General features: G+C 59.1%; 20 protein-coding genes. 12 read left to right on the forward strand and 8 right to left on the reverse strand.

What is annotated here, in order from left to right; genetic code table 11:
* The first annotated feature begins 5 nt into the window (after positions 1–5).
* On the forward strand, positions 6–1,808 hold the full coding sequence (locus tag JMY24_RS10025) for an NAD(P)/FAD-dependent oxidoreductase (RefSeq protein ID WP_128597527.1): 1,803 nt from the start codon (positions 6–8) through the stop codon (positions 1,806–1,808).
* A 50-nt stretch (positions 1,809–1,858) separates the two neighbouring features.
* Here the strand turns inward: JMY24_RS10025 and JMY24_RS10030 are convergent, their stop codons facing one another.
* Positions 1,859–2,710 (reverse strand): LysR substrate-binding domain-containing protein, encoded by an 852-nt coding sequence (locus JMY24_RS10030; RefSeq protein WP_128597528.1) that lies wholly within the window; start codon positions 2,708–2,710, stop codon positions 1,859–1,861.
* 122 nt (positions 2,711–2,832) lie between these two features.
* Here JMY24_RS10030 and JMY24_RS10035 point away from each other — a divergent pair, with 122 nt between their 5' ends.
* Both JMY24_RS10035 and JMY24_RS10040 read left to right on the forward strand, forming a co-directional pair.
* A complete protein-coding gene (locus JMY24_RS10035) occupies positions 2,833–3,537 on the forward strand; it encodes a haloacid dehalogenase type II (protein WP_128597529.1) in 705 nt (234 codons plus the stop codon).
* Positions 3,538–3,555: 18 nt separating this feature from the next.
* The gene (locus tag JMY24_RS10040; RefSeq protein ID WP_201701975.1) at positions 3,556–4,344 is read left to right on the forward strand and encodes an aldolase; all 789 of its coding nucleotides are present in this window, start codon (positions 3,556–3,558) and stop codon (positions 4,342–4,344) included.
* Positions 4,345–4,346: 2 nt separating this feature from the next.
* Here JMY24_RS10040 and JMY24_RS10045 read toward each other — a convergent pair whose 3' ends face one another.
* The gene (locus JMY24_RS10045) at positions 4,347–5,171 is read right to left on the reverse strand and encodes a TetR/AcrR family transcriptional regulator (protein WP_128597530.1); all 825 of its coding nucleotides are present in this window, start codon (positions 5,169–5,171) and stop codon (positions 4,347–4,349) included.
* Between the two features lie 197 nt (positions 5,172–5,368).
* Between JMY24_RS10045 and JMY24_RS10050 the strand changes: the two genes are divergently transcribed.
* The 4 genes from JMY24_RS10050 to JMY24_RS10065 are packed head-to-tail and all read left to right on the forward strand — an operon-like array spanning position 5,369 to position 9,924.
* The gene (locus JMY24_RS10050; protein WP_193425340.1) at positions 5,369–6,337 is read left to right on the forward strand and encodes an HlyD family secretion protein; all 969 of its coding nucleotides are present in this window, start codon (positions 5,369–5,371) and stop codon (positions 6,335–6,337) included.
* A complete protein-coding gene (locus JMY24_RS10055) occupies positions 6,334–7,278 on the forward strand; it encodes an ABC transporter ATP-binding protein (RefSeq protein WP_128597531.1) in 945 nt (314 codons plus the stop codon). Before JMY24_RS10050 ends, JMY24_RS10055 begins: the two co-directional genes overlap by 4 nt.
* On the forward strand, positions 7,275–8,417 hold the full coding sequence (locus JMY24_RS10060) for an ABC transporter permease (RefSeq protein ID WP_128597532.1): 1,143 nt from the start codon (positions 7,275–7,277) through the stop codon (positions 8,415–8,417). The genes JMY24_RS10055 and JMY24_RS10060 overlap by 4 nt, the downstream gene beginning before the upstream one ends.
* 10 nt (positions 8,418–8,427) lie before the next feature.
* Positions 8,428–9,924 (forward strand): efflux transporter outer membrane subunit, encoded by a 1,497-nt coding sequence (locus JMY24_RS10065; protein ID WP_236597371.1) that lies wholly within the window; start codon positions 8,428–8,430, stop codon positions 9,922–9,924.
* 21 nt (positions 9,925–9,945) lie between these two features.
* Here JMY24_RS10065 and JMY24_RS10070 read toward each other — a convergent pair whose 3' ends face one another.
* Entirely contained in the window at positions 9,946–10,332 is a 387-nt protein-coding gene (locus JMY24_RS10070) for an ester cyclase (protein ID WP_128597533.1), read from the reverse strand.
* Positions 10,333–10,507: 175 nt separating this feature from the next.
* On the opposite strand from JMY24_RS10070, the gene JMY24_RS10075 reads away from it, so the two are divergent.
* The 3 genes from JMY24_RS10075 to JMY24_RS10085 all read left to right on the forward strand — a co-directional run bounded on the left by JMY24_RS10075 (position 10,508) and on the right by JMY24_RS10085 (position 12,494).
* Positions 10,508–10,705 carry a hypothetical protein gene (locus JMY24_RS10075; RefSeq protein WP_201701976.1) on the forward strand — a complete coding sequence of 66 codons (198 nt, stop codon included), beginning with the start codon at positions 10,508–10,510 and terminating at the stop codon, positions 10,703–10,705.
* Between the two features lie 140 nt (positions 10,706–10,845).
* Complete coding sequence (locus JMY24_RS10080; RefSeq protein ID WP_128596748.1) at positions 10,846–11,355, forward strand: phasin family protein; 510 nt, start codon at positions 10,846–10,848, stop codon at positions 11,353–11,355.
* Between the two features lie 272 nt (positions 11,356–11,627).
* Positions 11,628–12,494: a hypothetical protein gene (locus tag JMY24_RS10085; protein WP_128596747.1), complete on the forward strand. Its 867-nt coding sequence runs from the start codon at positions 11,628–11,630 to the stop codon at positions 12,492–12,494.
* A 28-nt stretch (positions 12,495–12,522) separates the two neighbouring features.
* Here JMY24_RS10085 and JMY24_RS10090 read toward each other — a convergent pair whose 3' ends face one another.
* The 4 genes from JMY24_RS10090 to JMY24_RS10105 form a co-directional block, all read right to left on the reverse strand.
* Entirely contained in the window at positions 12,523–12,846 is a 324-nt protein-coding gene (locus JMY24_RS10090; protein ID WP_128596746.1) for a hypothetical protein, read from the reverse strand.
* Between the two features lie 22 nt (positions 12,847–12,868).
* Entirely contained in the window at positions 12,869–13,933 is a 1,065-nt protein-coding gene (locus JMY24_RS10095; protein ID WP_236597372.1) for a sugar-transfer associated ATP-grasp domain-containing protein, read from the reverse strand.
* A 79-nt stretch (positions 13,934–14,012) separates the two neighbouring features.
* Positions 14,013–15,389, reverse strand: coding sequence for an undecaprenyl-phosphate glucose phosphotransferase (locus JMY24_RS10100; RefSeq protein ID WP_128585001.1), 1,377 nt, complete (start codon positions 15,387–15,389; stop codon positions 14,013–14,015).
* 39 nt (positions 15,390–15,428) lie between these two features.
* Entirely contained in the window at positions 15,429–16,943 is a 1,515-nt protein-coding gene (locus JMY24_RS10105; protein ID WP_128596745.1) for a mannose-1-phosphate guanylyltransferase/mannose-6-phosphate isomerase, read from the reverse strand.
* Positions 16,944–17,555: 612 nt separating this feature from the next.
* On the opposite strand from JMY24_RS10105, the gene JMY24_RS10110 reads away from it, so the two are divergent.
* Both JMY24_RS10110 and JMY24_RS10115 read left to right on the forward strand, forming a co-directional pair.
* Positions 17,556–18,803 (forward strand): O-antigen ligase family protein, encoded by a 1,248-nt coding sequence (locus tag JMY24_RS10110; protein ID WP_128585003.1) that lies wholly within the window; start codon positions 17,556–17,558, stop codon positions 18,801–18,803.
* 76 nt (positions 18,804–18,879) lie between these two features.
* Entirely contained in the window at positions 18,880–19,515 is a 636-nt protein-coding gene (locus tag JMY24_RS10115; protein ID WP_128585004.1) for a phosphatase PAP2 family protein, read from the forward strand.
* On the opposite strand, the gene JMY24_RS10120 is transcribed toward JMY24_RS10115, so the two are convergent.
* Positions 19,491–20,678 carry a glycosyltransferase family 4 protein gene (locus JMY24_RS10120; RefSeq protein ID WP_128596744.1) on the reverse strand — a complete coding sequence of 396 codons (1,188 nt, stop codon included), beginning with the start codon at positions 20,676–20,678 and terminating at the stop codon, positions 19,491–19,493. The genes JMY24_RS10115 and JMY24_RS10120 overlap by 25 nt on opposite strands.
* Positions 20,679–20,726 lie beyond the last annotated feature (48 nt).

A 20,726-nucleotide genomic window follows, 5' to 3' on the forward strand; every position in this document is an offset into this window, starting at 1 on the left:
CAACCATGTCTGAAAACCCAGCAAGTCAAGCGATATCCCAGGTGCTCGAAAGCCTCGAAGCCGCGCTGAAACGTGGCGACACGCAGGCCGCCGTCGACCTGTTTCAGCCCGATTGTTATTGGCGCGATCTGGTCGCGTTCACATGGAACATCAAGACGCTCGAAGGCCGCGAGCAGATCGCCGCGATGCTCAATGCGCAGGTGGACGCGATCAAGCCGTCGAAGCTACGGCTTGCTGAGAACGAAGCGGCGACGCAAGCCGACGGCATCGCGCAAGCCTGGATCACTTTCGAAACCGGTGTTGCGCACGGCAGCGGTTTCATTCGGCTGAAGGACGGCCGCATCTGGACGCTGCTTACGACCATGGCGGAACTGAAAGGCCATGAAGAGCCCAAAGGCCCCAGACGGCCCATGGGCGCCGAGCATGGCGCACGCCGCGACCGCACGAGCTGGAAGGAGCGGCGCGAGGCCGAGCTCGACGCGCTTGGCAGGTCGGAGGAACCGTATTGCCTGATCGTCGGCGGCGGGCAAGGCGGTATCGGACTCGGAGCGCGGCTGCGGCAGCTTGGCGTGCCGACCATCATCGTCGATAAGAACGAGAGGCCCGGCGACGCATGGCGCAAGCGCTACAAGACGCTCTGTCTGCACGATCCGGTCTGGTACGACCATATGCCTTATCTGCCCTTCCCCGACAACTGGCCGGTTTTCACGCCGAAGGACAAAATCGGCGACTGGCTCGAGATGTACACAAAGGTCATGGAGCTGAACTACTGGGGCTCGACCGTGTGCAAATCCGCGCGCTACGACGAAGCAAAAGGCGAATGGATCGTCGAAGTCGAGCGGGACGGCCGCGATATCACATTGCGGCCGAAACAACTCGTGCTCGCCACCGGCATGTCGGGCAAGCCGAATTTCCCGAGCTTCAAGGGCATGGATGTGTTCAAGGGCGAGCAGCATCATTCGTCGCAGCATCCCGGTCCGGACGCGTATCACGGCAAGAAGGTCGTCGTGATCGGCGCGAACAATTCGGCTCACGACATTTGCGCGGCACTGTGGGAGGCCGGCGTCGACGTGACCATGGTGCAGCGCTCGTCTACGCACATAGTCAAATCGGATTCGCTCATGGAGTTCGCGCTCGGCGATCTTTATTCGGAGCGCGCGGTGGCGGCGGGCATGACGACCGCCAAGGCGGACCTGACCTTTGCCTCCATTCCGTATGCGATTCTTCACCAGTTCCAGATTCCAGTCTTCAACGCAATTCGCGAACGCGATGCAGCGTTCTATGCGCGGCTCGAAGAGAGCGGCTTCATGCTCGATTTCGGCGACGACGATTCGGGTCTGTTCATGAAGTATCTGCGTCGCGGCTCGGGTTATTACATCGACGTCGGCGCGTCCGAACTCGTGGCCGACGGCAAGATCAAGCTGAAAAGCGGCGTGGACGTGGTGGAACTGAAAGAGCATTCGGTGCTGCTGAGCGACGGCAGCGAACTCGAAGCGGACCTCGTCGTGTATGCGACAGGCTATGGTTCGATGAACGGCTGGGCCGCCGATCTCATCTCGCGCGAAGTGGCCGACAAGGTCGGCAAGGTGTGGGGACTCGGCTCGAATACGACGAAAGATCCAGGTCCGTGGGAAGGCGAACAGCGCAACATGTGGAAGCCCACGCAGCAGCAGGCGCTGTGGTTTCATGGCGGAAACCTGCACCAGTCGCGGCATTACTCGCAGTATCTATCTCTGCAACTGAAGGCTCGCATGGAAGGTATTCCAACGCCTGTGTTCGGGTTGCAGGAAGTGCATCACCTGTCGTAGGCGTCGACGTAGTCGGGCCGGTTCTTCGGTTCTTTGTTTGGCCGGCCCTTCTATACATCCATCTCCGCGAGCAGGAAGTCGATCAACGCGCGCTGATGCACGTTGAGCACGCCGCCGGAACTGACAAGGGCAAGCTCGGTCGGCGGCAAAGGCGGAAAGCCGTTGCATACGCGGTGCTCGGGAAGTACCGCCGTGGTCGGCAGAACGGAAATGCCCAGCCCCGACGAAACCGCTGCCTGAATACCCGTGAGGCTATGGCTTCCGAATGCGATTCGCCAGCGACGATGCGCCTTGTCGAGACCCCGGATCGCGCGCTGCCGGTAGACGCAACCTTGCGGAAATAGCGCGAGAGGAATGGGTTCGTCTGAAGACTCCTCCGGCGCGGGAGCATGCGCGCCTCGCACCCACACGAGCGACTCCGGCCACGAAGCCAGACACTCCCCGCTTGCCGGCTCGCGTTTGACCAGCGCGATCTCAATCTCACCGCCCGAGAGCCTGCGTTGCAGATCGGCGCTCATGCCGGCCACCGTTTCCAGCCGCACCCCGGGCTTGGTCTTGACGAAGCCAGACAGCATCGCCGACATGCGTCGCGCGTCGAAATCTTCCGGTACGCCGATCCGAAGCGGCGTAACCGCGACGTCGCTCGTCAACGCATCTTGTGCTTCCTGCGCCAGCGCGAGCAGCCGCCGCGCGTATTGCGCGAGCAGTTCGCCGTGCTCGGTTGCCGTCACCTGATTGCCGGTACGGTCACGCATCAGCAAGGTGCGCCCGACGAGTTCTTCGAGCCGCCGAACCTGCTGGCTCACCGTGGATTGCGTGCGATGCACGCGTTCGCCCGCGCGCGTGAAACTGCCTTCGTCCACGACGCAGATGAGCGTATTCAGAAGGTCGAGATCAAGCATGATGTGCTCGCTTCGTTATTGAAGATGCAACTGACGTCGAGAGATTAATTTAATTTTCAAATATCTGTCAATGCGCCTAATCTTGACGCCATTCACAGATCCACTCACGTCGGAGTCCATCCATGTCACTGCACAACACCGCCCGCCCGCGCTGGCTTACGTTCGACTGCTACGGCACGCTGATCCAGTGGGACGAAGGTTTAAAGGCGGCAGTGCGCGAAATTCTCGAAACCAAGCACGGTCACGACGTCGATCCGGCAAGACTCATCGCAGTGTACGACCGGCACGAGCATGCGCTCGAACAGACTCCGCCGCATCGCTCGTTTCGCGAGGTGGCAGGCGCTGGACTTCATCTCGCACTTACGGAACTCGGACTGCCCGGCGACGAACGCGATGTCCGCACATTGACCGACCGCATCTCCGCCATGCCGCCGTTTGCGGAAGTAGTCGATACGTTGCGCACGCTGAAGCAAGATGGCTATCGCCTGTGCATCGTGTCGAATACCGACGACGACGTCATAGCCGGCAATGTCGCACAACTCGGCGGCCATATCGACCGCGTCATCACCGCTCAGCAGGCGGGCGCCTACAAACCCGCGCGACGGCTGTTCGATTATGCGCATGAGCAACTCGGCGTGACGCGCGACGAAGTCGTGCATATCTGCGCGAGTCCGCATCTCGATCACGCGGCCGCGCGCGACGTGGGTTTTCGCTGCGTGTGGATAGATCGTGCAACAGGCCGCACGCTGCTGCCCGACTACACGCCCGATGCAACGCTCTCCACACTCGATCAGGTGCCGGCGCTTTTCGCTTCGCTCGGCTGGTGACTTTCAGGAACTACGACCATGGCGCACACGCTTTCATCCATTGGCGCGGCGAATCCGTCGCCGACGTTGCGGCTCGAATCCGAAGCCATCAACGAAGCACGAATCGAACTCGCGGCATGCTTCCAGCTGGCGGCGCAGTACGGTTTTGAAGAGGGAATCTGCAATCACTTCTCGGCCGTGGTGCCCGGGCACGACAACCTCTTCTTCGTGAACCCGTATGGTTATGCGTTCTCCGAAATAACCGCCTCACGGCTGCTAGTTTGCGATTTCGACGGGCATGTCGTAGCCGGCCAAGGTAAGCCCGAAGCAACCGCGTTTTATATCCACGCGCGTTTGCATCGGTTAAAGCCGCGCGTGAAGGCCGCGTTTCATACACATATGCCCAATGCCACGGCGTTGTGCATGCTTGAAGGGCCGCCGCTGTTGTGGCTCGGGCAGACTGCACTGAAGTTCTATGGCCGCACCGCAGTCGACGAGAACTACAACGGGCTCGCGCTCGACGATTCGGAAGGCGACCGCATTGCGGAGACGATCGGCGATGCCGATATCCTGTTCCTCAAGAATCACGGCGTAATGGTAGCGGGAGAAAGCATTGCAGAAGCGTGGGACGACCTCTACTACCTGGAGCGCGCGGCGCAAGTTCAGCTAAAGGCAATGAGCAGCAATCGCCCACTCAAAGCCGTGCCGCACGACGTAGCGCAGCGCACTTATGAACAGATGCGCGCCGGTGACAAGGAGAGCGCACGCGCTCATCTGGACAGCGCAATGCGCGAACTGCGCAGGCGCGCAATCGCGTTCGACCAATAGAGCTATTTGCGCGCACGGTGCGCGGCGGCGACTGCATCCAGTCCCGCCATGACGAAGTGGACAAAGTCTTCCACGAGTGCATTCTTATCTTTTGCAACGGCGGGCAGCAACGCTGCCTGCGCCTGCCGGGGCGCAATCATCAACGCAATGCAAGGCAGCACGGTGAACATCACCGCTCGCTGCACAGTCGGCTCCTGCGGATTCAACTGCAATACTTCCCCCATCAAACCGAGCAGAACAGCGGCTTTTGGCCGCACCGCCTTTTCGATGAGCGCCGGGATTGCGGGCGATGGAGACAGCACCTCGCGCAACATCAGCATGAATCCCCAAGGCGCGCTCGTGCTGGTGGACAGGCCGACGAATCGCGAGATCACCGCCCGCAACTTGTCCCGAGGCTCGCCCGGCCCTTCTGTCAGCGCGGTCAATTCATCGAGGCTTACCACCTGACGATGCGCCTCCACGAGTGCCGCCTCGTATAGCGCCTCGCGACTACCGAAGTGATAGTTGACGGACGCCATCGGCGTGCCCGCACGCTCGCATATTTCCTTGCTGGTGGCATCGGCGAAACCGCGCGCTGCGAAGACCTGCCCCGCAATATCGAGCAGATGCTGGCGCGTCGCCGCTCCGTCAGGCCGGCTCGCGCGCTTCACTGCTTTGGACCGTTGCGGTGTGTCCGGTTCTTTTAATCGCTTCGCGCGAGGCCTGGCGTCGGGCTGTACTGCCTGGCCCGCTTGTTTCGTCGCTCTGGCCTGAGGTGCTCCCTGCGCTTTTCTAGCCTTTTGTTTCGGATCGGTGTGCCTGGCGGTCGTCACTGGTTTTGTCGGCATGGGGAAAGTCCTGCTGAAAAATACTTTGAATTTGAATTCAAATTCACATAGCATTCATTCTACTGCATCCCGGCGGATTGGACATTCAGGAAAAGCATCACGAATGGCACTTCCCGGCGATCGACTTCCCGGCGATGGAAATGGAATGCCTGTTGAACACGCGCCGCGACCGCGACACGTAGAGTGGAACGAGATCAATGAAGAACTTCATCACATCAATCAGGCAACCCGCATGGGCGTTGCTCATCGGCGTCCTGCTCGTGGGCTGCTCGCATCGCGACGAGAACGCATACCAGGGCTATGTGGAGGGTGAATACGTCTACCTGGGTTCGTCGCAGGCGGGCAAGCTCACAGAATTGCAGGTAACGCGCGGACAAACCATCAAAGCAGACGCGCCGCTTTTCGCTCTGGACGTCGTCGACGAAACGGCCGCACTTCAGCAGGCGCAGAAGCAACTCGCGGCTGCGCGCTCTCAGCTCGCTGACATCCAGACCGGCAAGCGCGTGCCGGAAGTCGACGTCAATCGCGCACAACTCGCCCAGGCTGCTGCCAACGCGCGCAAAGCGGCGCTGCAACTCACGCGCGACGAAGCGCAGTACAGCGCAGGCGGTATTCCGAAAGGTCAACTCGACGATTCGCGTGCGAATGCGGACGCCACATCGGCGCAAGTGCGTGAACTCACGAGTCAAGTGGAAGTGGCGCGTTTGCCCGGCCGCTCGCAACAGATCAGCGCGCAGCAGGCGCAGGTCGCAGCGGCCGAAGCCGTGGTCGCGCAGGCGCAGTGGAAGCTGGATCAGAAGCGCGTGAATGCGCCCGCCGACGGACTGATCTACGACACGCTCTATCGCAACGGCGAATGGGTGCCGGCGGGCAGCCCAGTCGTACAAATGCTGCCGCCGCAGAACATCAAGGTACGCTTTTTCGTGCCCGAGACATTGGTCGGCGCACTCACGCCAGGCCGCGAGGTAATGATGCATTGCGACGGCTGCGCAGTGGATGTACCGGCGAAAATCACCTACGTTTCGAACAATGCGGAGTACACGCCGCCAGTCATCTATAGCAACGAAAGCCGCGCAAAGCTTGTTTTCATGATCGAGGCGCACCCGTCCGTTGCGGATGCAGCAAAACTTCATCCCGGCCAGCCGGTGACGGTGGTGCTCAAATGAGCACTGATTCCCGTGAATACGCCATCGACGTGCACGAACTGAACAAACATTTCGGCGACAAGCACGTCGTCAACAATGTTTCATTGCAGGTGGCGCGTGGGGAGATCTTCGGTTTCCTCGGACCGAACGGCAGCGGCAAGACCACGTGCATCCGCTTGATGTGCGGACTACTCACGCCGGACTCGGGCACCGGCACATGCCTCGGCTACGACATCCGTCGTGACAGTGCGCAGATCAAGCGCAATGTCGGTTATATGACGCAACGGTTCTCATACTGGGAAGATCTGACCATTCGGGAGAACCTCGACTTCGTTGCACGCATTTACCAGATGCGCAACCGGCGCGAAACGGTCGACAAATCGCTTGAAGCACTCGGACTGCAAAGCCGCGCGAACCAGATGACGGGGTCCCTTTCGGGAGGTTGGAAGCAACGTCTTGCGCTCGCGGCATGCATGCTGCACGAACCCAGATTGCTGCTGCTCGACGAACCGACCGCGGGCGTCGACCCCACTGCGCGCCGCGACTTCTGGGAAGAACTGCACCGCCTCGCGGCGCGCGGCATATCGGTACTCGTCAGTACGCATTACATGGATGAAGCCGAGCGCTGCCACAAGCTCGCCTATATCGCCTACGGAAAGCTGCTCGCGCAGGGTACGTCGAGAGAGGTAATCGAGTCGCAGGATCTCGCGACGTGGTCGATTCAAGGCGAGCACCTGAGCGAACTGTCGGAGAAGCTGCGTGCAACGCCCGGCGTCGATCAGACAGTCGTATTCGGCGCCGCACTGCATGCGAGCGGGCGCGATCACGCGGCGCTCGAGCGCGCCATCAGGCAGGCTACCGCGGGCACGACACTGCGCATGGAGCCGATAGAAACAGGGCTTGAAGACGTGTTCATCTATCTGATGAGTCATTCGAAAGACAACTTCGGAGCGCAAACGTGAGCACAGGTACTGTTTTTTCGTTGGCGCGCTGGTGGAGTGTGGTGCTGAAAGAGTTTCTGCAATTGCGGCGCGATCGCGTCACATTCGCGATGATCGTGGGTGTGCCCATCGTTCAGCTCTCGCTATTCGGTTTCGCAATCAACACCGACCCGAAGCATTTGCCCACTGCCGTCATCGTGCACGATCAAAGCGAGTTCTCGCGCAGCTTCATTGCGGCAATGACCAACTCGGCTTATTTCGACATCGTCGAAACGCTGCCAGATGAAGAAGCCGGGCGCCGCGCGCTCGCGAGGGGCCGCGTGCAATTCGTGCTGAACATACCCGTCGACTTCTCCAGAAAGCTGCTGCGGGGCGAGCACCCTTCGCTGCTGATCGAAGCCGACGCGACCGACCCTACTGCAACGCAAACCGCCGTTGCCGCGCTGCCGAAACTCGTGCAACCGGTCGCCGACAAGGACATCACAGGACCGCTCGCGCATCTGAATGGCCGGCAAAGCGCATTCGGCGTGCAGGTTCACAACCTGTACAACCCGGAAGGTATTACTCAGTACAACGTCGTTCCCGGACTCATGGGCGTTATCCTGACGATGACACTCGTGATGATGACAGGGCTCGCCGTTACCCGCGAACGTGAGCGCGGCACCATGGAAAACCTGTTGGCCACGCCGGTTCTGCCGATCGAGGTCATGACCGGCAAGATCGTGCCGTACGTCGCCATCGGGCTGATCCAGGCGTCGATCATTCTGTTTGCGACGCGCTTCGTATTTCATGTGCCTTTTGTCGGCAACCCGGTGGCAATTTACCTTGCCGCGCTGCTCTTCATTGCCGCGAACCTGACGGTAGGAATCACACTGTCGTCGCTCGCACAGAATCAGTTGCAGGCCATGCAGCTTACTGTGTTCTATTTTCTGCCGAATATTCTGCTGTCCGGTTTCATGTTCCCGTTTGCGGGTATGCCGCACTGGGCTCAATTCATCGGCAACCTGTTGCCGTTGACGTATTTCAACCGGCTCATTCGCGGCATTTTGCTAAAGGGCGACGGATGGGCGGACCTCTGGCCGTCGGTGTGGCCCATGGCTCTTTTTACCGCAATCGTCATGGCAATTGCGGTGCGCTTCTACCGGCGCACGCTCGACTAGGAGAACGTCCATGAAAACACTTCTTGTTGCCTGTGCAGTGGCTTTGAGCGGCTGCACCGTGGGACCGGACTTTCAGGCACCGGCGGCACCGGGCACGCAAAGCTATACACGCGAAGCATTGCCCGAGCGTACTGTCGCATCCGGCGGAACGGCGGGCGCCGCGCAGACGTTCAGCCTGACGCCGGGGCCGGCGCCCATGTGGTGGCGTCAATTCCAGTCCGACGCACTGAACCATCTCGTGGACGAAGCGTTGCGCGAAAGTCCGACGCTCGCGCAAGCGCGCGCCAAGCTGATCGAAGCGCGTGAAAATTACACGGCACTCGCCGGTGCCACGCAATTCCCGGGCATCGACGCGACTCTGTCCGGTGCAAGGCAAAAGGTCGACCCCGCTGCGTTCGGTATTCCGCATGTCGAGAACCCCGGACCGTTTTCTTTATTTAGCGCGTCGGTCAGCGTTTCTTATGTCTTCGATATCTTCGGCGGCAATCGGCGCGCGCTTGAAGCAAGCATGGCGCAAGTCGACTACGAATCGTATGAGCTCGACGCGGCACGGCTCGCCATTGCGGGAAACGTAGTGTCTACCGCCGTGCGCCGCGCTTCGCTGCAACAACAAATGGCGCTCACGCAGCGCCTTGCCGACGCACAGGCACATCAACTGTCTATCATGGAAGCGCGTTTGGCTGCCGGCGGTGTGTCGCAACTCGACGTGCGCAGCCAGCGCACGTTGCTTGCACAAACTCGCGCTTCGTTGCCGCCGCTGGCAACACAGTTAGCCGCGGCCGACCATCAGTTGGCGATCCTGCTCGGGAGAGCACCATCTGAAGCGGATTTCGACAACCTTACTTTCGACACGCTGCACTTGCCTGTCGATATTCCAGTTGCCTTGCCGTCCACGCTTGCTCGTGCGCGGCCGGACATCAAGGCGTCGGAAGCTTTGCTGCATCAGGCCAGCGCAAATGTCGGCGTCGCCACGGCGAACCTGTACCCGCAATTCGTGTTGTCGGCGGGAATCGGCTCGGAACGCACGCGCATTGGCGACATTGTGAATGGGCTGAACGTCTGGAATATAGGCCTGAATCTGACCCAGCCCATTTTTCACGGCGGCGAACTGCACGCGAAGAAACGCGCGGCGCAGGCTGTATACGACGCCGCGTTTGCGAACTATCGGCAAACCGTGCTGGAAGCATTGCAACAGGTCGCCGACTCGCTGACGGCAATGCAAAACGACGCACAAGAACTTCAGGCGCGCACCGAGGCCGCACAGGAGGCCCAGGCGAGCCTTGGGGTTGCAGCTCAGCAATATGCGGCAGGCGGAATCAGTCAGTTTGCTCTTCTCGACGCTCAACGTCAGATGTTGCAAACCACACTCGATCAAACGCGGGCTCAAGCAAACCGCTTCACCGACACTGCTGCGCTGTTTCAGGCTCTTGGCACGCAGCCTGGCACCACGCCTGGCACCACGCCTGGCAGCGAAACGACGCCGACTTCGCTGGGCAGCAATCCGTAACGATTGCTGGCTTTGCGTGGACTACAACTGGGCTTCGATAGCCGCCTTATCGATCACGGACCACACCTGCCCAATTCTTTCCCCGCGAAATTCGTAGAAAACATTTTCGGTGAAAGTCACTGTTCCGCCGTTGACGTCGAGACCGAGAAATTTTCCTTTCGGTGTGCAATTGAAGCGCAGCCGTGCTGCTACATACGCAGGGTCAGTAACCATCAGTTCAATATCGAAATGAAGATCTGGAATCTCGGCAAAATCCCTCTCCAGCATCGTGCGATAGCCTGACAATCCGATCCGCTGATCGTTGTAGTAAACGTCGTCATGCACGAATTGCGTCAACCTGGTCCAATCCTGGCTGTTAAGGCAGGCAATGTAGCTTCGGTACACGTTGGAGAGATCGGGCTCAGTCATGGCAAGGTTCCAGTTCTCGTCTAGGTGAGTGGGTTCCAGCATAACCGCTACAAACGTGGAATTGCTCGTCGCGCCACTCGAAACGACGCGTACTGCGCGCAAGGCATACACATTGCTGCCTCATCGCGGTGCGGCGCGTTCCCTGTGTCGCTTCAACAGACGTTATTTCACGACCATGAAAATTTCGGCTTTGTGGGTCACCGCGTGTGCAGTCGCGCTGACCGTCGCGTTGGCCGGTTGCAACCGCTCCGGTACTTCGTCGACAGATCAGGCGAGCGGCGCGACCGCATTGAGTGGAGCCGCGCAGAGCGGGCCCGCCGTGTCCGCGCCCGCCACCGCGGCGAGCGACGCGCCTGCCGGTGCCAGCCAATAGATTTTTTAGTCGCTGGTAGCCGCGCCACTGGCGCATTGCCGAGATGCGTTCAATCCGCTTGCATCGCGAGGAATAGCCGTTGCTTGACACTGCGCGTTGTCGCGCATTCCCTCCCACCCGCACTGATACGGAGCACCCTTATGAACGCTGTTGTATTGAACCAGTCCGAAGTTCGCCAAGAAGGCAATGCAATTGCTGCCTACGAGATCGTAACGAAAGCAGTTGCTGGCATTGAGAAAGTCGTCGAACTGAACGTGCAGACCGTCAAGACGTCCTTGTCCGAGCAACAGGCGCTTGTGAATGCCGCGCTTTCTTCGGTGTCGCTGGATCAGGTAATCGACCTGCAGTTCCAGCAAGTTCCCGCCGCAATGAAGAAGACCTGCGCGTATTGGGGGCATGTCGAAGACATCGCCGTGGATACGCACAACGAGCTTGCGGGTGTGCTCCAGGACAGCGTACGAGACTACCTGTCCACTCTGTTTTCGTTTTTCGGCAGCGCTGCTTCGGTCGGCATTGCATCGGCTGGCCGCACGACCGTAACAAGCCCGCTCGCGATCGACGAGCCCCCGGCCACGCGAAACGAGCCTGTCGCAATCCTGGATAGCTCCGGCAATGTCGTTTCATCCGGCGGGCGAACCGACTTGCACTAAAGCAGCCCACGGCGGCGCGGCCATGGCGCGTCGCCCTGCCGCGCCTCTCCTGTCCGGCAACCGGGCGAAGTCGCGCCGTCAGCCACTGCACTCAACGTTTCGCGACATTTGTCCTGCAATTAGGGTCTTTCCTGATATCTAAGTTTTGCGCATTGTTATCATCGGACTAAGCATTCCAGGCAAAGGCGCGTTCGCCGTCAGCCCCAAGTGGCCTGAGCGCTTTCGGCCTCGCCTGATTCCCACCGCAAAGAAGATTTCCCAATGGATAGACTATGAGTAGCGCACGTTTCGCGTCGTTTTGGCATGGCCCACAGCTTTCGGCCTATGAGGTGGCCTGTCTGAGTTCGTTCACCGCCTATGGCAATGCTGTAGCGCTTTATACCTACGACAACGTAGAAAATCTACCCAAAGGCGTGATTGCGAAGGACGCAAGCGCAATTGTGTCGCGCGACGCGTTAACAGCTTTTTCCATTAACGGTACTCCGTCAATGGCGCATTTCACCGACTATTTTCGCTTCGTCATGTTCACCAAAACGGACGAAGTGTGGGTCGACACCGACATGCTGCTTTTGCGCGCATTCGATCGCAGCCTGGAAGGCAACATAATCGGGCGAGAGTCAGCCGCCAGCATATGCACTGCTCTGCTGCGGCTCGACCCGACTGACCCGCGCCTGTTGGAGCTTTTACAACGCATAGAAGCGATGAAAGGCACCTCCATAAAATGGGGCGACACAGGTCCACGTCTGCTTACGTCGGTATATGGCGTAGAAGCGGGCGCGCCGGAGAGCGACTTCTATCCGGTACATTTCGACGATTACTACAAGGTGTTCCTTCCGCAGCATTTCAACGAGTGCGCAGCGTTATGCGCCGACTCGTACGCGCTGCACCTCTGGAACAATCGCGTTGTGAAGATGGGTTTGTTCAAGCGGATCGGACCGCCGCGCGGCTCGTTCCTGCATCACGTCTTCGAGAGAATCGGCGCAAACAGTCTTTTCCGGGAGTTTTATCCGGCGAACGTAATGCAGGCGATGATAGATAACGTAGAGCAAAAGGTCGGGCGCGACGAAGGCTTCCGCAAGCTCTTGCAAATTGGCATGCCGGTCGTAAAGACGGCAATTGTGAAGCGTCTGGGGGTTTGAATACTCGAGCGGCCGCGCGGCCGTTCAGTCATGCGCCACGCGCAACTTCGATGAGTTCCTTCACGCGTCGCGCGATATTCGTCAATATGTTCTGCGACGAACCGCCCTGCTGCTTACGGTGGGGCATGCGCTGCAAATCTTCCCAGTCGCTTTCGAGCGCGCGGGCATGGCCCTCCGGCGCGAACGGCCACTCCATTGCGACCGCGCGTGCACGCGCGGCGCTCTGGGCTTGCCCAGAGCGCTCCACATACGCATTGATAGCCGATGCTTCGCGCTGCGCCGCTTCTTGCGAAGCCATAGCAATGAAGTCGTCGGGTCCTTCAATATGGACGCACCACAATTGTTCGCTCACGCGCGTTCCTCGCTGAATACTGTCATAAGGCGCTGCCCTTCAACAGTTCCCACTTCAGGTCCTGAAAGCAGGGGCCCTGCGTCGCTTCACTGAACTTCACATCGTTGTGTTCGCCGTTCCATTCCATCACCTGCACCTTTCCGTCACTGTCGACTGTCACGTCCCACCCAATGCAGCGCGCAAACGGCACCTTGCGATGAAGTTGCAGAACGGTGTCAGTGCAATCGCTGAACGCGGGCATCTTCAAGCCGGCGAACCTGACTTTGGAATCGGGGTGTTCTTCCGTCGCGCCCCAGTCGCTCATTAAGCCTTTGCGAGCGAATTCGCCAGTGACGAGGTCCACGGGCACACAAACTTCGTCATCCACCGTGATGTGCGTATGACTCGCCCTGCCCACGCGCAAAAACGCGGCGCGAAGGGAGGCGTGGCCAAGGTCATCTACCGCCGTGGTAAGGCGCAATGTCGCGACCGAGTTCGGGGCGAACGCGCTCAGCAATGGGTGTTGAACGATGAACTTCTGCAGGACTCCGTTGCCGAGCGACTTGATGAGATCGGAGTCGAACGATTTTCGGTCGAAGAAATGAATGCCTTTTCCTTGCCCCGAACCGTCCAGTTTGAAGACGACCTTATCGCAATCGCGGAACACCGCGTGCTCGAGTTCGTGCTCAGGAACCACCACGTTGCGGTCCGTAAAGAACAGGCCGTTGGCGAAGTAGGCAATGTCGGGAAACGCGTCACCGCCGAAGATAACCCGCGACATGGGTTTCAAGTTCGAGATCCTGCCGTAGCCGCCTTTCATATTGGGCACGACTACACCGCCGTAGTAATTATCGGGTATCCAGCCTTCCTTGAAGGTACCGCTGAACGCAGCGTACACGCGAAGCCAGGGCGCGTAGATCGCATCGCCGAATACGTCGAGTGCGTAGGTATCGGCCAGCTTGAGATTCGCCGGGTCCGCTGGCCCGTACTTCTTCTCCAGTTGCCGTAAGACGTGTTTCGCCTGCACGCCATGCACCCGGTGGAATGCGTATCGCCCCACCCTCTTGATTGAACGTCTGGCCACTCTCTCAACGTCGAATAGTTTCATAGTCCCCTCCCCTTCCTGATTATGCTTGAGCGCGGCACGTCCTGTACTGCATTACTGGGGCCTCGATCCAACGAACGGATTAGTAAGCGTTGGGATGATGCAGCCCCTTGAATACAGTCGCGAAAATTATTTTGACGTCGAGTGCGAACGACCAGTTTCGAAGGTAGTACAAATCGTGCGCTACGCGGCCCTCCATCTTCTCGATGCGGTCCGTCTCCCCACGAAAGCCGTTGATTTGTGCCCACCCGGTAATACCGGGCTTGATCCGATAGCGGTGAATATAGCCCGATACGATGTGCTGATAAAGGTCGTCGTGCTCGAGCGCGTGCGGCCTCGGCCCCACGACGGACATGTCGCCGCGCAGCACGTTAAAGAACTGCGGCAACTCGTCGAGGCTCGTACGCCGCAAGAACCGTCCGACTCTCGTGATACGCGGGTCGCCACGCGTAGCCTGCTCGAGAACCCCTTCCTTCTTTGCGTGCAGGCGCATGCTCCGGAACTTGTAGATCATGAACACGCGGCCGTCCGCGCCCTTTCGGCACTGCTTGAAGAACACTGGACCGGGCGAGCTGAGCTTCACCGCTATCGCACACGCGAGAAGAATCGGCGAGACAGCAATCAATGCAATCAGTGCGAAGATTCGATCGAACAGTTCTTTCTTCACCAGTGCATTTGGCGGCAACGGCGAGGCGGCCAGGTTGATGGTTGGAAAGCCCAGCAACTCGGTCACGCTTCCATCGAAAAGGGCAAGCGCCCGCACATCCGGCATGAAGCGCACATTGATCAGATCGTTGCGGAATTCATCGACCAGTTCCAGAATCGCGCGCTCTTCCGACAAAGGCAGCGCGAGCCACACTTCGTCCACCTGCTGTTCGCGCACGTATTTCGCGAATGCGGCGCGCTGCTCGAACACGGGCACGGACATCGTGGTTTCCTTGTCCGGACGCAGGTTGTAGACAGCGTTAGCACGAAAGCCCGCGGCGGGCTCCATCTCCATCTTGCGCAAGATTTCGTCGCAATGTTCGCCGCACGCGGCGACGGCTACCTTCTGAAGATTCAACCCCGCGTTGCGCACTCGTCCGAGAAGAACGTGGGTCACCATGCGGCCCGCGATCATTCCGCCGCCAGCGATGCCGGTCCAATACACAAACCATAACCGGGAGACGAAATCGATGCGGTGCAAGGAGAACATCAACGCAAGCGCGCAGGCCTGGACGACTAGCCAGCCAAGCGCCACCTGTCCGGCTAGAACCCGTTTCGAACGGCCGCGCCACGACTGATAGACACCCAACGCCGGAAACACAGCGAGCGAAAACGCCGCCGCGAAAGCGACAAATGCCAGGTAGAAGTTCCGTTGCGCGAAATCATCGAAGCGGATGTGAGACGCGGCGACCGCGCCTCCGAGGATCATCGCCACATCGAACAGCCTGGCCATCAGACCTGTGATCAATCGCATAGCAGTTCCCTCGTACGCGCTCTGGTTCGCCACGGCCGATCAACCAGCACGGCCATACTTATCGTCGAATCGAACGATGTCGTCTTCGCCGAGATAGGTGCCTGACTGCACCTCAATGATCTGGAGCGGAACGCAACCGGGATTCTCGAGGCGGTGACGAATACCGAGCGGGATATACGTCGACTCGTTTTCGCCAAGAAGAAATTGTTCTTCGCCGCGCGTGACGAGCGCCGTACCGCTCACCACGATCCAATGCTCCGCACGGTGATGATGCATCTGCAACGACAAGCGCGCGCCCGGCATCACGACAATTCGTTTCACCTGGAAACGGTCGCCTTGATCGATCGAATCGTAAAAGCCCCAAGGGCGACGCACCTTTCTGTGCGAATCCGCTTCAGGTGACTTCTCCGCCTTGATACGCGATACGAGTCCCTTGATGTCCTGCACGTGCGAACGGTCAGCCACTAAAACGGCGTCATCCGTCTCGACGACGATCAGATCGTTCGTCCCGACGCATGCCAGCAACCGCCCACCTTGCGAGCGAGCGTAAGTTGCCGTCGCACCTTCGAAGAGAACACGTCCGCTCGATGCGTTGCCGCTATCGTCTTTTTCCATCGCCTGCCACACGGCGTCCCACGAGCCGAGATCCGACCAACCCGCCTCGAGCGGCACGACTACGCCTGCGAAGGGCGAATCGGGCTTGCCCAGATGCTCCATGACCGCGTAGTCGATCGAGTCCGACGGCGATTGCAAGAACGCTTCTGCGTCGGGAACGACACAGCCGTCGCTGACCTTGGCGCCTTCATAAGCTCGCACGCATGCATCGTGAATTTGCGGCTGGAACTGTCGGATTACGGAGAGCCATACGGATGCCCGTACTACGAACATGCCGCTGTTCCACCAGTAATTGCCGGACTCGACATACTGCGCGGCCAACTCGGGCGCCGGCTTCTCGACAAAACGTTCGATTCGATGTGCGCCGTCCGGCAGTGCGCTGCCGAGGCGGATATAGCCAAAGCCCGTATCCGGGCCGGTAGGCGGAACGCCGAGCGTGGCAATCGCGCCCGCGTCCGCATGGCGGGCCGCAATTTCAATTGCCTTATGGAGGGCCTTCAGATTCGCAATCGCATGGTCCGCGGGCATCGCGACGAGAATCACGTCCGTGCCTTCGGATGCTGCCGCCAGCGCGGCAAGAGTCAGGGCGGGCGCCGTGTCGCGGCGGCCGGGTTCGACGACGATGCGGGCATTCACGCCGCTTTCTCGCGCCTGTTCAAAAGTTGCGAAATAATGTTCGGCACCGCACACAATTACCGGATCGGGCACGACGCTCCAGAGCGGATTGAAGTCGTCCATCCGGTTCATCGTGGCCTGCAACAGGGTCTTGTCGCCAATCACGTCGATCAGTTGCTTCGGGAACTGCTCGCGCGACACAGGCCATAGACGCGTGCCGGAGCCGCCTGCGAGAATGACTTGCGCGAGCGGCGGACATTCCTGCGATGCTTCGTTTAGAGCTTCGATGTCCGTCTCGCCGGCGGTTGCAAAAACTTTATCCATTTATCGCTCCAAGACATACGAGCCGGGTCGCGATTAATCGCATAAGCGCCGACGAAATACGCTATACGTCGGCACCTTTCCGGACTCGCATGTGATCAATGACGGGGTGTGGGCATCAACGGGCTACGCGAGCCGTTCTGTCCGCGTAAAGCAAGGATGCACACCGGGTTCTTGTCCGTGCGCGTCCACGCTTGCGCACTCAGGCAGCAGCGGGTTGCTCACGAAAACAAACGGCATACATATCGGCGTGGCGCCAGAATGCAGATGCCACTGAAGCATTACTCGATGTGATCAATCATAGACACCTCACGCTGCACCACAGCAATCGTGGCGCGAACAGTTGAGGTTTTGGCCCGCCCGGTGGCATTAGTGTGCGCGCACGCCTATAAGGCCATTGTTATCGCCGCCGTCTGTACGGCACCGCGTGGAAATCAGTGCCTATACGTGGTACCTTGATGGGCACTTGGGTAGCTCCTTCATCCAGACGCAGGACCCCAATCCAGTTCAGGTTCGTCGCCTCGTTGCGACGCGCCGCATCTCCAACCAGGTTGTGTTCGCACGTAATGGCCATGTCATTGCAGGCTATGCGCCATTTGTTTTTCGGGAGTCGCAATGGCTTACATTTCGCTACTTGCGTTGTTTCTTACCGTCACGAATCTTGTGCCTCTAAGCGCGGTCGGCTTTGTGCCGATCATTCTGTACTCATGGCGTTTTTTTGGTCGGCGCTATCCGGCTTTTATTACACCGCTGACGGCATTGACCGCCTTTATCGTCGTGTCCACGCTGCTTTACGATCCGAAATCGTTTACAGAATTCGAGTTTTACCGGCGCGACGGCAACTTCTTCATTTCGTATGCGCCCATTTTTGCCGGTTGCCTGTACGTGCATCGGCTCGATCTGAATAAAGTGCTTCGCACGTTCTTCATCTTCGCGGTGGGGATCAACATTCCGCCGTACGCTTACTACGTCGTCGAAACCGGCATACTGAGCATTTTCACGAACCCGGACAACAGCTTCGGCAGCTACTTCATCGCGCGTAACGCAGCAGGTGGATTCTTCGCAATGCTGTTCTGCCTGGGTGTTGGCTGCTATCTGCAAAAGCGCAGCAAACTGCTGCTCGCGCTGATCGCAGCCAACGCGCTAATGCTGTTCTCAACTTACAGCCGGGGTTCGCTGCTCGGCGCCGCAGCAGTACTGCCGTACCTCTATTTCGGCCGTAAGCGCTGGCTACTGGCTGTGCTGATGGGCGGCCTGATTGCGGGCTCCCTTGCAATGGCGGTTTTTCACACCGACGGGACCATCAACTACATGGGTTACCCGTTCAATATCCACAACCAGGATGCCAAGGTCGCGAATCTCAACATCCGCTATGAATGGCTGTGGCCGCGTGCCCTTGCCTATTTCGAGCAGAGCCCGATCGTAGGCTTGGGCTTTGGTTCATTCGACGATCACATCGGCACTGTAACGTCATACTTTCACCTGTTCGGTGCACCTTCGGACATCGTGGTCGAACACAGCGATTCCCACGCTCATAACTCTTATCTGAATGCGCTCGCCGAAACGGGTGTGATTGGCCTGTTCCTCACGGTGAGCTTCTTCTGGAAGCTCGTTGAGTGGAGCAAAGATGGAGCGGCTGCGAGTGCGCTAGTTGGAGGCGGACAGAACTTTTCGGCGTTCCGATTCGTTGAAATCTCGTCCGTGTGCCTGCTGGTCATGGCGGCGACGGAGCATCGCCTCGTGTCGCCTTCGAATGTTCTGATACTCTCGCTCGTCATCTCGCTGCTGCTGGCGTCTCAATCCGCCAATGCGATCACTGCGGAATTCAATCGGCGTAAATCGCTGGTCCGCTCGCGCGTCTGAAATTAGCCACGCCCGCTACGCTGCAGCCGGAAAGTCAGTTTCCGCTGCAGCGAAACCTAACAAGAACGAGAATCCTATGTGGACTGTATTCACCAACATAGGCGATGCCGCCGTCACTTTACCCGTGGCCGCTGTCTGCGCCTGCTGGATCGCTGTTTTTAACGTTAAGCTCGCCTGCCGGTGGATCGTAATGCTATCTGCCGGCATCGCCATTGTCGGCGCGAGCAAGATCTTCTATGCCGGCTGGGGCATCTCTTTTCCCGCTTCCGATTTTCGCGTGATTAGCGGCCACGCCATGCTGTCGACATGCGTGTGGATGGTCGCGCTCGCACTGCAACTGCAGTGGTGGCGTCTGCCGCCTTCGCTCGGCATCGTGGCTGGAATGGGAATCGGCGCGCTAACGGGCATATCGCGCTTGATGGACCTTTCGCATACCTGGCCGGAAGTAATTGCTGGCTGGATTCTCGGCGCGCTCGTAGGCCTGATCTTCCTGCGAAGGGCCCTTTCCGAGCAGTCCGAACGCGCTCGGCCCACGTGGTCGGCCGCGAGCCTTCTATTCGTCTGCGCGCTCGCCTATGGACATCAGGCGCCGCTTCAGCGGCTCATTGAAACGCGTTCGCCGCAAATACACAGCCATGCTCACTCGATCATGGCTCTCGCCGGCCGCGTCAAATATCGCCTTCAATCTTACGAAGGCACGCTCGCCAGGTGACGTTCGTCGACAGCCCGCTCGCGCACGAGGTACGGGCGGAGCTGTTCGATTGAGCTGCGCAGAAGCCGTGCGTCGATGAAATCCGTCAATGCGGTCTTGAAGTTCTCGGTCGAGAACCGTTCGGCATTCCGGCGGCAATTGAGCGGATCGAATAACGTAGCGTTGCGCTCAAACCGTGTTACCGCTTCCAGCAAAGACTCAGCCGTTTGCTCACCGAAGAACACACCGGTTGGCTGCTCGAGTGGCAAGCCTACAACCGATTCCAGCGCACCTCCCCTGCCGAACGCGATCACCGGCGTGCCACATGCCTGCGCCTCGACCACAGAGATGCCGAAATCCTCTTCCGCGGCGAACACAAAAGCGCGGGCGCGCCGCAGATGATCGACCAGCACTTCCAGAGGCTGGTGGCCGAGTATCGTCACGTTGGGGCCGGCGACCGCCCTGATGCGCTTCATTTCCGGGCCGTCGCCGATCACCACAAGCTTGCGCTCCGGCGTCTGCGAGAAAGCCCGCACGATCAGGTCTATGCGCTTGTACGGCACCATGCGTGAGGCGGTCACGTAGAAGTTCTCTTTCTGCGTGCACATGACCATGTTCTCTAGATCGACTGGCGGATAGATAACCGTAGCGTCGCGTTGATACGCCTTCCTGATTCTTCGTGCAATGAAGTGTGAATTCGCGAGCAGATGGTCCACTCCATTCGCCGAGCGCGAATCCCAGCCGCGGATATAGTGCAGCAGCGCGCGAGCCATGATCGACTTGACGCCTTTGTGCAGGTTCGATTCGCGTAGGTACTGATGCTGCAGATCCCACGCATAGCGAATCGGCGAATGCACATAGCTGATATGGATCTGGTTGGGGCCGGTCAGCACCCCCTTGGCCACCGCGTGCGAACTCGAAATAACGAGGTCGTAAGCAGACAGGTCCAGTTGTTCGATCGCAATCGGCATCAACGGCAGATATGCCCGATAGCGTTTGCGCGCAAACGGCATCTTCTGAATGAACGACGTGTTGACAGGTTTCCCCTTCACACAATCGCGGTCTTCGAGAAAGTCGACAATCGAAAAGATGTCCGCTTTCGGGAAGCATTCAATGATGCTCTTTAAAACCTTCTCCGCGCCGCCCGAAACCACGAGCCAATCGTGAACAATAGCGACTTTCACTTCAACCTCCTGTGAGATTACGCGCCGGACGCTTCAGCGCCGGCAATC

The sequence above is a fragment of the Paraburkholderia kirstenboschensis genome (genome assembly GCF_904848585.1).
Taxonomy (GTDB): domain Bacteria; phylum Pseudomonadota; class Gammaproteobacteria; order Burkholderiales; family Burkholderiaceae; genus Paraburkholderia; species Paraburkholderia kirstenboschensis.

Bases quoted from the DNA above. Each gene is read 5' to 3' on its own strand.
- JMY24_RS10025 (WP_128597527.1), top strand. From the start codon at position 6: ATGTCTGAAAACCCAGCAAGTCAAGCGATATCCCAGGTGCTCGAAAGC.
- JMY24_RS10030 (WP_128597528.1), bottom strand. From the start codon at position 2,710: ATGCTTGATCTCGACCTTCTGAATACGCTCATCTGCGTCGTGGACGAA.
- JMY24_RS10035 (WP_128597529.1), top strand. From the start codon at position 2,833: ATGTCACTGCACAACACCGCCCGCCCGCGCTGGCTTACGTTCGACTGC.
- JMY24_RS10040 (WP_201701975.1), top strand. From the start codon at position 3,556: ATGGCGCACACGCTTTCATCCATTGGCGCGGCGAATCCGTCGCCGACG.
- JMY24_RS10045 (WP_128597530.1), bottom strand. From the start codon at position 5,171: ATGCCGACAAAACCAGTGACGACCGCCAGGCACACCGATCCGAAACAA.
- JMY24_RS10050 (WP_193425340.1), top strand. From the start codon at position 5,369: ATGAAGAACTTCATCACATCAATCAGGCAACCCGCATGGGCGTTGCTC.
- JMY24_RS10055 (WP_128597531.1), top strand. From the start codon at position 6,334: ATGAGCACTGATTCCCGTGAATACGCCATCGACGTGCACGAACTGAAC.
- JMY24_RS10065 (WP_236597371.1), top strand. From the start codon at position 8,428: ATGAAAACACTTCTTGTTGCCTGTGCAGTGGCTTTGAGCGGCTGCACC.
- JMY24_RS10070 (WP_128597533.1), bottom strand. From the start codon at position 10,332: ATGACTGAGCCCGATCTCTCCAACGTGTACCGAAGCTACATTGCCTGC.
- JMY24_RS10075 (WP_201701976.1), top strand. From the start codon at position 10,508: ATGAAAATTTCGGCTTTGTGGGTCACCGCGTGTGCAGTCGCGCTGACC.
- JMY24_RS10080 (WP_128596748.1), top strand. From the start codon at position 10,846: ATGAACGCTGTTGTATTGAACCAGTCCGAAGTTCGCCAAGAAGGCAAT.
- JMY24_RS10085 (WP_128596747.1), top strand. From the start codon at position 11,628: ATGAGTAGCGCACGTTTCGCGTCGTTTTGGCATGGCCCACAGCTTTCG.
- JMY24_RS10095 (WP_236597372.1), bottom strand. From the start codon at position 13,933: ATGAAACTATTCGACGTTGAGAGAGTGGCCAGACGTTCAATCAAGAGG.
- JMY24_RS10100 (WP_128585001.1), bottom strand. From the start codon at position 15,389: ATGCGATTGATCACAGGTCTGATGGCCAGGCTGTTCGATGTGGCGATG.
- JMY24_RS10105 (WP_128596745.1), bottom strand. From the start codon at position 16,943: ATGGATAAAGTTTTTGCAACCGCCGGCGAGACGGACATCGAAGCTCTA.
- JMY24_RS10110 (WP_128585003.1), top strand. From the start codon at position 17,556: ATGGCTTACATTTCGCTACTTGCGTTGTTTCTTACCGTCACGAATCTT.
- JMY24_RS10115 (WP_128585004.1), top strand. From the start codon at position 18,880: ATGTGGACTGTATTCACCAACATAGGCGATGCCGCCGTCACTTTACCC.